This window comes from Neoroseomonas rubea (genome assembly GCF_016106015.1).
Taxonomy (GTDB): domain Bacteria; phylum Pseudomonadota; class Alphaproteobacteria; order Acetobacterales; family Acetobacteraceae; genus Neoroseomonas; species Neoroseomonas rubea.
On the sequence record NZ_JACADQ010000114.1, the window covers coordinates 1 to 11,320 of the forward strand.

General features: G+C 70.9%; 14 protein-coding genes. 4 read left to right on the forward strand and 10 right to left on the reverse strand.

Annotated features, from left to right (window positions below; all coding sequences use genetic code 11):
- The coding region (locus tag HW577_RS12640) for an ATP-binding cassette domain-containing protein (protein ID WP_198376494.1) at nt 1–755 on the forward strand (755 nt) is incomplete at its 5' end.
- Between the two features lie 7 nt (nt 756–762).
- Here HW577_RS12640 and HW577_RS12645 read toward each other — a convergent pair.
- On the reverse strand, nt 763–1,167 hold the full coding sequence (locus HW577_RS12645) for an Hsp20/alpha crystallin family protein (RefSeq protein ID WP_198376495.1): 405 nt from the start codon (nt 1,165–1,167) through the stop codon (nt 763–765).
- A gap of 201 nt (nt 1,168–1,368) precedes the next feature.
- On the opposite strand from HW577_RS12645, the gene HW577_RS12650 reads away from it, so the two are divergent.
- From HW577_RS12650 to HW577_RS12660, 3 genes are all read left to right on the forward strand, one after another.
- Entirely contained in the window at nt 1,369–2,328 is a 960-nt protein-coding gene (locus HW577_RS12650; protein WP_198376496.1) for a radical SAM protein, read from the forward strand.
- Between the two features lie 192 nt (nt 2,329–2,520).
- A complete protein-coding gene (gene recQ, locus HW577_RS12655; protein WP_198376497.1) occupies nt 2,521–4,326 on the forward strand; it encodes a DNA helicase RecQ in 1,806 nt (601 codons plus the stop codon).
- 109 nt (nt 4,327–4,435) lie between these two features.
- A complete protein-coding gene (locus HW577_RS12660; protein WP_198376498.1) occupies nt 4,436–5,005 on the forward strand; it encodes a hypothetical protein in 570 nt (189 codons plus the stop codon).
- A gap of 68 nt (nt 5,006–5,073) precedes the next feature.
- Here HW577_RS12660 and grxD read toward each other — a convergent pair whose 3' ends face one another.
- From grxD to HW577_RS12705, 9 genes are all read right to left on the reverse strand, one after another.
- A complete protein-coding gene (gene grxD, locus HW577_RS12665; RefSeq protein ID WP_198376499.1) occupies nt 5,074–5,412 on the reverse strand; it encodes a Grx4 family monothiol glutaredoxin in 339 nt (112 codons plus the stop codon).
- Nucleotides 5,409–5,657 (reverse strand): BolA family protein, encoded by a 249-nt coding sequence (locus HW577_RS12670; protein WP_198376500.1) that lies wholly within the window; start codon nt 5,655–5,657, stop codon nt 5,409–5,411. The genes grxD and HW577_RS12670 overlap by 4 nt, the downstream gene beginning before the upstream one ends.
- On the reverse strand, nt 5,657–7,879 hold the full coding sequence (gene purL / locus HW577_RS12675) for a phosphoribosylformylglycinamidine synthase subunit PurL (RefSeq protein WP_198376501.1): 2,223 nt from the start codon (nt 7,877–7,879) through the stop codon (nt 5,657–5,659). The genes HW577_RS12670 and purL overlap by 1 nt, the downstream gene beginning before the upstream one ends.
- A gap of 43 nt (nt 7,880–7,922) precedes the next feature.
- Nucleotides 7,923–8,483, reverse strand: coding sequence for a transposase (locus HW577_RS12680; RefSeq protein ID WP_198376502.1), 561 nt, complete (start codon nt 8,481–8,483; stop codon nt 7,923–7,925).
- Between the two features lie 162 nt (nt 8,484–8,645).
- Nucleotides 8,646–9,341 (reverse strand): phosphoribosylformylglycinamidine synthase subunit PurQ, encoded by a 696-nt coding sequence (gene purQ / locus HW577_RS12685; protein ID WP_198376503.1) that lies wholly within the window; start codon nt 9,339–9,341, stop codon nt 8,646–8,648.
- 16 nt (nt 9,342–9,357) lie between these two features.
- Nucleotides 9,358–9,576 (reverse strand): hypothetical protein, encoded by a 219-nt coding sequence (locus HW577_RS12690; RefSeq protein WP_198376504.1) that lies wholly within the window; start codon nt 9,574–9,576, stop codon nt 9,358–9,360.
- 1 nt (nt 9,577) lies between these two features.
- Nucleotides 9,578–9,817, reverse strand: a complete 240-nt coding sequence (gene purS / locus HW577_RS12695; protein WP_198376507.1) for a phosphoribosylformylglycinamidine synthase subunit PurS — start codon at nt 9,815–9,817, stop codon at nt 9,578–9,580.
- A 64-nt stretch (nt 9,818–9,881) separates the two neighbouring features.
- Nucleotides 9,882–10,646 carry a phosphoribosylaminoimidazolesuccinocarboxamide synthase gene (purC, locus tag HW577_RS12700; RefSeq protein ID WP_198376505.1) on the reverse strand — a complete coding sequence of 255 codons (765 nt, stop codon included), beginning with the start codon at nt 10,644–10,646 and terminating at the stop codon, nt 9,882–9,884.
- A gap of 112 nt (nt 10,647–10,758) precedes the next feature.
- Nucleotides 10,759–11,320 (reverse strand): NRDE family protein (locus HW577_RS12705; RefSeq protein ID WP_198376506.1); only part of this gene is annotated, 562 nt, incomplete at its 5' end.

Consider the following 11,320-nt stretch of genomic DNA (forward strand, 5'->3'; position numbering starts at 1 on the left):
CCGCCGCCGGCGCGCGGCGCCTGTTCGAGGCGGCGGACGCGCCTGCGCCGGTGGCCGAACCCGCCCGGCCCGCCGCGGCGCCCACCGGCCATGCGATCCGCATCGCGGGCGTAGGATTCGCCTGGGCGCCCGACCGCCCTGCAGTCTTCGAGGGGCTCGATCTCGACGTGCCCGAGGGCGCGCGCATCGCGCTGCTTGGGCCTTCGGGCGCGGGGAAGTCGACGCTCGCCGCGCTGCTGCTGAAATTTGCCGCCCCGCAGCAAGGCCGTATCACGCTGGGTGGGGTCGACATCGCCGACCTGCCGGCGGCCGAGCTGCGCCGGCGGGTCGCCTGGCTGACCCAGGATGCGCGGCTGTTCGACGACAGCATCGCTGCCAACCTCCGCCTCGCCGCCCCGGAGGCGACCGAGACCGAGCTGTGGAAGGCGCTCGACCGGGCGCAGGTGGGCGAACTGGTGCGGGGACTGCCGGAGGGTCTCGAGACACAATGCGGGGAAGGGGGGCTGCGCTTTTCGGGCGGGCAGGCGCGACGTCTCGCGCTCGCGCGCACGCTGCTCTCCCCCGCGCCGGTGCTCATCCTGGATGAACCGGCCGCGGGGCTCGATGCCGATACGGAACGCGCCTTTCTCCAGACGCTCGATGAAGCGACCGCAGGGCGCAGCGTCATCCTGATCCTGCATCACCTGACGGGCGTGGAGCGGCCAAGCCGGATCCTCCGCCTGGTCGGCGGCCGAGCGATCGCGGCCGCCGGTTAGGCGAGGCTCAGCCCGCCGGTTTGGCGCTCGCGCCCGCGATCGGGATTCGGTTCACGGTCGGCTTGGCCTCCGCCGGCCGGGGCAGGGTCACGCTCAGGACGCCCTTCTCGAAGGTGGCGGCCACCTTCGCCGGATCGGGCGACCAGGGCAGGCGCAGCGTGCGGCGGAAACTGCCGTAGCTGCGTTCGGAGATGTGGACGCCTTCCTTCTCCTCGGTCGTCTCGGCGCGCTTCTCGCCCGACAAGGTCAGCAGGTCGCCATCGAGGGAAATCTCGATGTCCTTCTCCTCGAGCCCCGGCAATTCGGCCGTGACCGAGACGCCCTGCGCCGTCTCCTTCATCTCGACAGACGGCGCGAAGCCCGCGGCCGGCGCAAGCGCGCCGCCGAACATCTGGTCGAAGACCCGATTCACTTCCCGCTGTAACGTCCCGAACAGGTCCGGCGAAGACTCCGAACGTGGGACAGGCATACGAGGAACCATGACACTCTCCCTTGCTGCGAAGAGGCCCGGCAGGACGCCGCCCGTCCAGACCGGACGTCACGTTTCTAGGAAGGGTGGCGGCGACGGTCCTTGCGTCGGATCAAGGCGACCACAGCTAGCTGAGATATCGCGATGAGCAACCTCTCGACCACCCTGCCGCGCCGGCTGGACCCAGCGAAGTTCCGCGACCCGGCGATCACGGCGAAGGGCGAACGGCGCGCGGTCGTGGCCTTCGGAGGGTTGCGGACGCTCTGGGTGAACACCGGAACCCTCTGCAACATCACCTGCCGCAACTGCTACATCGAGAGCAGCCCGCGCAACGATGCGCTGGTCTATGTCTCGGCCGCCGAGGTCGGGGCTGCGCTGGACGAGGCCGCGGCGCTGCGGGCGCCACTCGAGGAGGTCGGCTTCACCGGAGGCGAACCCTTCCTGAACCGCGACCTTCCGGTGATGCTGCGCGACGTGATGGGCCGCGGCTTGCGCGCGCTGGTGCTGACCAACGCCATGAAGCCGATGATGAACCATGCGGCCGCGCTGCTGGCGCTGCGCGAAGCATTCGGCGAGCGGCTGACGATCAGGGTCTCCCTCGATCACCATGAGGCGGCGCTGCACGACCTCGAGCGGGGGGAGGGCACCTTCGCGAAGACGATGGAGGGGCTCCGCTGGCTCGCCGAGGGCGGCTTCCAGATCCATGTCGCCGGCCGCGCCGGCTTCGGCGCCGGCGACGAGGCGGCGATGCGGGCGGGCTATGCGGCGCTCTTCACAGCGCACGGAATTGCCGTGGATGCGGCCGACGCCGTGGCGCTGATGCTCTTCCCCGAGATGGATGCCGGCATCGACGTACCGGAGATCACCGAGGCCTGCTGGAGCATCCTGCGCAAGTCGCCGGAGTCGATGATGTGCGCATCGTCTCGGATGCTCGTGAAGCGGCGCGGCGCCGACCGGCCTGCCTTCACCGCCTGTACGCTGCTGCCCCATGATCCTGGCTTCGAGGTCGGGGCGACCCTGGCGGAGGCGGCGCGGCCCGTCTCGCTCAACCATCCGCATTGCGCGAAGTTCTGCGTGCTCGGCGGGGCCGCCTGCTCGCGATGAGGTGGCCGGCCGGGCGTTGACGCGGGACAGCGCTTCGCGCGACCAAGGCGCGCCGCCCTTGCCGGAGTCGCCGCAGATGCCTCGCCTTTCCTCGCCAGACGCCTGCGTCGCGGGCCTCCGGTGGGGCCTGGCGCTGCCGCAACCGGTACGTCGCCGCACGGGGCACGCGGCCCAAGGCGGGCGCGCGTTGCGATGAGCGCCGCGATGGAGGATCCGCGCGACCTGCTGCGCCGCGTCTTCGGGCATGAAGCGTTCCGCGGGCGGCAGGAGGAGATCATCCGCCACGCGACGGAAGGCGGCTCCGGTCTCGTGCTCATGCCGACGGGTGGCGGCAAGAGCCTCTGCTTCCAGGTGCCCGCGCTCTGCCGCCCGGGTGTCGGCGTCGTCGTCTCCCCGCTCATCGCGCTGATGGAGGACCAGGTCGCGGCGCTGCGCCAGCAGGGTGTCGCCGCCGCCGCGCTGCATTCCGACCTGCCGCCCGACGAAGCGCGCGCCGTGCTCCGGGACCTGCATGGCGGGCGGCTGAAGCTCCTCTATGTGTCCCCGGAACGGCTGACGCTCGATGGCACGCTGCAGCGGCTGGACGAGATGCCGATCGCCCTCTTCGCGGTGGATGAGGCTCATTGCGTCAGCCAGTGGGGGCATCACTTCCGCCCCGAGTATCGCGGCCTCGGCGTCCTGGGCGAGCGCTTTCCGGGCGTGCCGCGTCTCGCGCTGACCGCGACTGCCGATCCGCGCACCGTCGATGACATCCGGCTGCAGCTCGGCCTTGGTGACGCGCCGGTGTTCCGCGCATCCTTCGACCGGCCAAACATCTTCATCCGCGCCGAGCCGCGGGAGAGTGAGCGGTCCCAGCTTCGCGGCCTGGTCCGTGAGGTCGGCGGCTGCGGCATCGTCTATTGCGGCAGTCGCGCGCGAACCGAGAGCACGGCGGAATGGCTGCGCGCCGACGGGCATGACGCGCTCGCCTTCCATGCCGGCATGGATGCCGGGGCGAAGCGGGACGCGCATCGCCGCTTCGCCCGCGGTGACGACGTGATCATGGCCGCGACCATCGCCTTCGGCATGGGCATCGACCGGCCCGATGTCCGCTGGGTGGCGCATCTCGACCTGCCGCGCAGCCCCGAAAGCTGGTACCAGGAAATCGGCCGCTCCGGCCGCGACGGGCTGCCGGCGACGGCGCTGCTGCTGTACGGGGCAGGCGACATCGCCATCGCCCGGCACCGCATCGCCGAAAGCCCGGCGGGCGACGAGCAGAAGCGCGTGGAGCGCAGCCGGCTGGACGCCATGATCGCGATCGCCGAAGCGGCGACCTGCCGCCGTGCGCTGCTGCTTCGCTGCTTCGGCGAGGAGCCGGCACAACCCGCGTGCGGCGCCTGCGATGTCTGCCGCAACCCGCCGCGCCTGGTCGATGGCACGGTCGCCGCGCAGAAGCTCCTCTCCGCCGTGGTGCGCACAGGCCAGCGCTTCGGCGTGGGCCATGTGGTCGACGTGCTGCGCGGGCGGCTGACGGACAAGGTGGCGCAGTTCGCCCATGACCGGCTGCCGACCTTCGGCATCGGCAAGGACCTGCCCGATGCGGCTTGGCGGGGCGTGGCGCGGCAGCTCGTCGCGCGCGGCGCGCTCGATGTCGCGGTCGAGAACCATGGCGAGCTCGTCGCGACCGAGGCCGCGCGCCCCGTGCTGCGCGGGGAGGAACCGGTGATGCTCCGTCAGGATGCCGTGCAGCCGGCCAGCCGGCGCGCGACCGCCAGCGAACCCGTCGCCGCGTCCGGCGAGCCATGCTTCGAGGCGCTGCGGGCCTGGCGGCGAAGCGTCGCGCAGGCGCAGTCGGTGCCGGCCTATGTCGTGGCGGACGACCGGACGCTTGCCGGCATCGCGTCCAGGAGGCCCTCCACGATCGATGCGCTGTATGAAGTGCCGGGCATGGGACGATCCCGCGTCGAGCGCTACGGCACCGAGATACTGCGCGTCCTTGCCGAATGCGCCGAGGGCTGACCGGCCCCCGCGCCTGATCGCCGCTGCGCCGACGGGCTGTGGCTTCGAGGAATCGGCCGGCGCGCGCGGCTCGGCTATGCTCGCCGAACCAAGCCGGAGATGCCCCCCCATGCGACGTTCCATGCTTCTCACCGCCGCGCTGGGCGCGATGCTTGCCGTCGCGCCGGCGCGCGCCGACGAGGTCTCCGACGCAATCGCCGAGGCGCAGCGCGCCTATGCCGCGGGCCGCATACCCGCGGCGCAGACCGCGTTGCAGGAGGCCCTGCAACTCCTCGCTCAGCGTGCCGCCGAGGGGCTTGCCGGCGCGCTGCCCGCCGCGCTGCCGGGCTGGACGGCGGAGGAGCCGCAGTCGACCGCCGCCGGCGTCGCCGGGCTGTTCGGCGGCAGCACCGCCTCCCGCCGCTACGCCAATGCGCAAGGGCAGTCGGTCGAGATCCAGGTGATGAGCGACAACCCGATGATCGCCCAGCTCGGCGCCGTGCTGGCCAACCCGATGCTGGCCGGGGCGATGGGGCGGCTGGTGCGCGTGGGCGAACAGCGCGCCATCCAGGCGAATGACGGGAACATCCAGATGCTGGTGGACAACCGCATCCTGGTGCAGGTCCAGGGGGACGCGCCGGCCGAGGCGAAGCTCGCCTATGCCCGGGCCATCAACATCGCGCGACTGACGGGGCGCTGAGGCCGTATCCGGACGAACCCGCCAGGGAGCCCGGGACCGCGCCGTGGGGCACGGTCCCGGACTTCGCTTCAGGCCTCGGCCTTGTGGGCCACGCCCTTCTCGTTCAGCAGGGTCGAGAGCTCGCCCGACTGGAACATCTCCATCACGATGTCGCAGCCGCCGACGAACTCGCCCTTCACATACAGCTGGGGAATGGTCGGCCAGTTGGTGAAGGACTTGATGCCTTCACGGATCTCCATGTCCTCCAGCACGTTCACGCCCTTGAAGGGAACGCCCATGTGGCTGAGGATCTGCACGACGCGGGCCGAGAAGCCGCACTGAGGGAATACGGGCGTCCCCTTCATGAAGAGCACCACCGGGTTCTCGGTGATGTCGGCCTGGATGCGGTCGAAGGTCGGGTTGCTCATCGCACGGGGTCCTGTTCCGGGGCTGAGGTCTGCAGGGCCAGCGCATGCAGCACGCCGCCCATGCGGCCCTGCAGCGCAGCGTAGACGATCTGGTGCTGCTTGACGCGGGAGAGGCCGCGGAACGCCTCGGAGACCACTTTCGCGGCGTAGTGGTCGCCATCCCCGGCCAGGTCCTCGATGGTCACCTCGGCATCGGGGAGCGCCGCCTTGATCAGCGCCTCGATCTCCGCCGGTTGCATCGCCATCAGACCTGCCTCCCCTGCATCAGCGCGGGGAGGGTGGCTTCATGCGCCCCCCGCAGCGCTGCCACCGATATGGACCGGCCGCCGGCGAGAACCAAGTCCCCGCCGCCCGACCGGCCGAGCCGCATCGCCGGCACGCCCGCCGCCGCCGCCGCCGCCAGCAGCGGCGCGGCATCGGCCAAGGCCAACACGTAGCGGCCCTGGTCCTCCCCGAACCAGAAGGCGTGCTCCGGCTCGCCCTCGGGCGCCGGGGCCAGGGTCGCGCCGATTCCCGTCTCCATCGCCATCTCGGCCACCGTCACGAGCAGCCCGCCATCGGCGCAATCGTGGCAGGCCAGCACCTCCCCCGCGAGGATGCGTCCGCGGACAAAATCCCCGGCCCTGCGCTCGGCGGCGAGATCCACCGGCGGCGGCGCGCCGTCCTCCCGCCCCGCCACTTCCCGCAGCCAGATCGACTGGCCGAGCCAGCCCTTCGTTTCCCCCAGCAGCACCAGGTCGGCATGCGCGGGCAGGCCGAGGCCGATCGCCTGCCGCGCATCGTCGAGCACGCCGACGCCGCCGATCGCCGGCGTGGGCAGGATCGCGCGGCCTTCCGTCTCGTTGTAGAGCGAGACGTTCCCGCTGATGACCGGGAAGTCGAGCGCGGTGCAGGCGGCCGCCATGCCGCGCACGGCGGCGGCGAACTGCCCCATGATCCGCGGCTTCTCCGGATTGCCGAAGTTCATGTTGTCGGTGATCGCGAGAGGCAGCGCGCCCGTCGCGGTGATGTTGCGCCAAGCCTCGGCCACCGCCTGCTTGCCGCCTTCCTCGGGGTCCGCCACGACGTAGCGCGGCGTGCAATCGGTCGTCATGGCGAGCGCGCGGTCATGGTCCTCGATCCGCACGATCGCCGCATCCGCCGCGCCGGGGCGCTTGACCGTCTGGCCGTTCACCAAGCTGTCGTACTGGTCCCAGATCCAGCGGCGGGAACAGAGGTCCGGGCAGGCGACGAGGCGCAGCAGCGCCGGCGCGATGCCGATCGGGTCGGCGACCGTCGTCGCGTCCAGCACCGGCTGCTTCGGCGTCTCCTCCGTCGGGCGGCGATAGAGCGGCGCTTCGGATTCGAGCGGCGCGAGCGGGATGTCGGCCTCGATTTGCCCCTTGTGGCGGATGACGATGCGCCCCGTATCGGTCAGGTGGCCGATGACGGCGAAGTCGAGTTCCCACTTGCGGAAGATCGCCTCGGCCTCGGCTTCCCGGCCGGGCTTGAGGACCATGAGCATCCGCTCCTGGCTCTCGCTCAGCATCATCTCATAGGCCGTCATGCCTTCTTCGCGCTGGGGCACGTGGTCCAGCACGAGCTCGACGCCCATGCCGCCCTTGCCGGCCATCTCGACGCCGGAGCTGGTGAGGCCCGCCGCGCCCATGTCCTGGATGGCGACGATGGCGTCGGTCGCCATCAGCTCCATGCAGGCCTCAATCAGCAGCTTTTCGGCGAAGGGGTCGCCGATCTGGACGGTGGGGCGCTTCTCCTCGCTGTCGGCGCTGAACTCGGCGGATGACATGGTCGCGCCATGGATGCCGTCCCGCCCGGTCTTGGACCCGACATAGACGACCGGGTTGCCGACGCCGGTCGCGGCCGCGGTGAAGATGCGGTCGGCCTTCGCGATGCCGACCGTCATGGCATTGACCAGCGGGTTGCCGTTGTAGGCGGGATGGAAATTCACTTCCCCGCCCACGGTGGGGACGCCCACGCAATTGCCGTAGCCGCCGATGCCGCGCACCACGCCGTCGATCACCTGTTTCATGCGCGGCGCGTCGGGGCTGCCGAAGCGGAGCGCGTTGAGGTTCGCGATCGGCCGCGCGCCCATGGTGAAGACATCGCGCAGGATGCCGCCCACGCCGGTCGCCGCGCCGTTGTAGGGCTCGATCCAGCTCGGATGGTTGTGGCTTTCCATCTTGAAGACGGCGGCGAGCCCATCCCCGATCGCGATGACGCCGGCATTCTCGCCCGGCCCCTGGATGACCCAGGGCGCCTTGGTGGGCAGTTCGCGCAGCCAGACGCGGGAGGATTTGTAGGAGCAGTGCTCCGACCACATGACCGAGAAGATGCCGAGCTCGGTCAGCGACGGCGTGCGGCCGAGGATGGCGAGCGCGCGCTGGTACTCATCCGGCTTGAGGCCGAATTCGGCCGCGAGCTGGGTGGCGCGGGCGGGGTCGAGCGGGGCGGGGGCGGCAGCGGTCATGGCGCCTTGTCGGCACCGTCGCGCCCGCTGTCCAGAGGCGCCGTCACGACCAGGCCAGGCGCGTGGCGCGCGGCAGGCGCATGACGCCGCCGGCCTTGCGGTGCAGGCGCTTCAGCAGGCGGAGGATGTCGAGGAAGATTTCTTCCTGAAGCCGGCCGGTCGGCGTCGGGGGCATCTGGAAGCGCTTCAGCCAGATGGCGATTGCGGGGTTCGGCACCTTGTCCGGCGGGCCGTTCAGCGCGTCGATGAAGCCGAGGCGGCGGATGAGCATGATGAAGCGCAGCCCGCGCAGCCGGACGGCGCGGCGGCACGCGCGAAAGATTCCCTTGGCGATCTCCCACAGGGGGTGTGTGGGATTGCTGTCCTTGAGCGCTTCGAGCAGCCTTTCCCATAGCCCCGCCTTGGTCAGGCGGCGGAAGTAGCGGCAGACCGTGTCCGCCTTGCCGTAGCGTTCGGGGAGGCAGCGCCAGGGATCGGCGCCGGAGGCCATGTGGAAGATGGCGTTCATGCGTTCGCGCAGATCCGAGATGCGGCGGCCCTGGGGAGAGCGGGGGAGGATGAAGGGGAGGAGGGCGTGGAATTGGAGGGGGGTGAGGTCGGGCATGGGGGAAAGATGCGGAGGCGGAACAAAATAGTCAAGTTTTCCTATCCTGCGCCGCTGCCTTGAGATCCCGCCCGACTCGGCGGGCAGGGCTGACGGGTTCGGAAGGTGCAGGAAACTCAGTTTCCTGCCGGGGTGCAGGGGCAGCGCCCCTGCGTCTTCGGGTCACGCCGCCGCGAAGGCCTCGGCCAGGCTTTCGAACATCGGCAGCCCGTCCGTCCCGCCCATCAGATCGTCGACGAGGTCCTCCGGGTGCGGCATCAGCCCGCACACCCGCAGGTTCGGCGACAGGATCCCCGCGATGTTCCGCACCGACCCGTTGCGGTTCGCCGCTTCCGTCGCCTCCCCGCGCTCGTCCACGTAGCGGAAGGCGACGAGCCCTTCGCCTTCCAGCCGGTCGAGCGTCGCGTCGTCGGCGAAGTAGTTGCCGTCCCCATGCGCCATCGGCGCGCGGAAGGTCGCCCCCTTCTGCCAGCGGCTGGTGAAGGCCGTGCCGGAGCGTTCCACGCGCAGCGTGCAGTCCATGGACAGGAAGCGGAGCGTGTGGTTGCGCAGCAGCCCGCCCGGCAGCAGGCCGGCCTCGATCAGGATCTGGAAGCCGTTGCACACGCCCAGCACGTGGCCGCCTTTCGCCGCGAAGTCCTTCACGTCGCGCATGATGGGCGATTGCGCGGCCATGGCGCCGCATCGCAGGTAGTCGCCGTAGGAAAAGCCGCCCGGCAGGACCACCAGGTCGAGCCCGCCCGGCAGCGCGTCCCGATGGAACAGCATCGCCGGGTCGCGGCCGGTCGCGCGCTTGAGCGCGAGCCGCATGTCGCGTTCGCGGTTGGTGCCGGGGAAGGTGACGATGGCGGCCTTCATGGGCGGGTTCCTGCGGTCAGCCGATGGACAGGCGCAGCCAGTGCAGCCCGCCCATGATGAGGAGAGTCGCGGCCGTGGCGATGGCGGCGGCCGTCACCCAGCGGTTCACCGTGCGCTTGCCGCGGGCGGCGAGCCCCAGGCGCGGCTGCGCCGCCATCCGGTCCTCCCGCCAGCGCAGCCCCATCGCGATCAGGACGGTGAGCACCGCCATGGCGAGGAGGCTCGCCTTGGTCATGTCAGGCGATCTCGACGCGGAAGGATTCGATCACGGTGTTGGCGAGCAGGCGGCGGGCCATCTCCTCGGCCGCGGCCTTCGCGCGGGCGGGGTCGGTCTCGGCCAGGTCGAGTTCGATGACCTTGCCCGCGCGCACGTCGTTGACGCCGCCGAAGCCGAGCCCTTCGAGCGCGTGGGAGATGGCCTTGCCCTGCGGGTCGAGCACGCCGGCCTTGGGCATGACGTAGACCCGCGCCTTCATGACGAGCGCACCCAATTCACGTCTCCGTTGCCCCCATTGCGTTCCGCCCTGCGACGACCGGATGTCATTGCATGCTCTCCGGCCCGGTCATGTCGCGCGGGCCGGCTTCGGGCAGGATGCCGAGTCGGCGGGCGACTTCCTGGTAGCCTTCCTCGACCTTGCCGAGGTCGCGGCGGAAGCGGTCCTTGTCCATCTTCTCGCCGGTCTTGGCATCCCACAGCCGGCAATTGTCGGGGGAGATCTCGTCGGCGAGGACGATGCGCATCTCCTCGTTCTCCCACAGCCGGCCGAATTCCAGCTTGAAGTCGACGAGCGTGATGCCGACGCCGAGGAAGAGGCCGGTGAGGAAGTCGTTCACGCGGAGCGTGAGCGCGACCATGTCGTCGAGGTCCTGGGTGCTTGCCCAGCCGAAGCAGGTGATGTGCTCCTCGGCGACCATCGGGTCTCCGAGCTGGTCGTTCTTGTAGTAGTACTCGATGATCGAGCGCGGCAGGCGCTGGCCTTCGGGAATGCCGAGGCGGGAGGAGAGGGAGCCCGCCGCGACGTTGCGCACCACGACCTCGAGCGGGATGATCTCGACCTCGCGGATCAGCTGCTCGCGCATGTTCAGCCGCCGGATGAAGTGCGTCGGCACGCCGATCTCGGCGAGGCGCGTCATCAGGTATTCGCTGATGCGGTTGTTGAGAACGCCCTTGCCGGTGATGGTGCCCTTCTTCTGGGCGTTGAAGGCGGTGGCGTCGTCCTTGAAGTACTGGACCAGGGTGCCGGGTTCCGGGCCCTCGAACAGGATCTTGGCCTTGCCCTCGTAGAGTTGTCGGCGTCGCGCCATGGCGGGAGGAATCCTTCGAACCGTCGGGACGGACGCCGCCCGGCGGGGGAGGGCGGCATATAGCAAGCGCGCCCCGGCAGGGCCATCGCCCGCGACGAGAGGCAGCCCGGCGTCAGGCGGGGGACGGCAGATCCACCGGGCGGAAGGGCGCGGAGCCCGGCGCGCCGGCGCAGAACATCCAGCGCCGCGCGCCGTCATGGCCGAGGGCGAGCAGGCTGGAGCAGACCGTGCCGAAGCCGCCCATCGGCGGAACGTTCAGCGTCTCGGCCGGGCCGATCTCGGGGTCGAACGCCGAATCCGCGAGCAGGTCGGCCCAGCGGTCCCAGCCTTCGGCGGGGTCAGGCGGCGGGGTGGCGCGGAAGCGGGGCAGATGGCGGCGGGTGCGTGGGCTGGTCGGGTCGTTCGGGTCGTGCGCGGTGACCATCGACAGCCCTTCGGCCAGTGGCTGCGCCTCGATCGCGCCGTCGCCCAGCCCGCGCAGGAAGAAGGCGGCGTGGCGGTCGGCGATCACCATGTTGAAGGGCCGCCAGGCGGCGGCGGGCAGGTCGGCGATGCCCGCGGCGGCTTCCTGCGCCGTGGCGGCGCCGGCGGCCGCGAGCGGCAATTCGCCGCGGGACCGCTTGCCGGCCTCCGGCCCCAGGCTGCCGGGGCGGTTCAGCACGGCGGCGAGGACG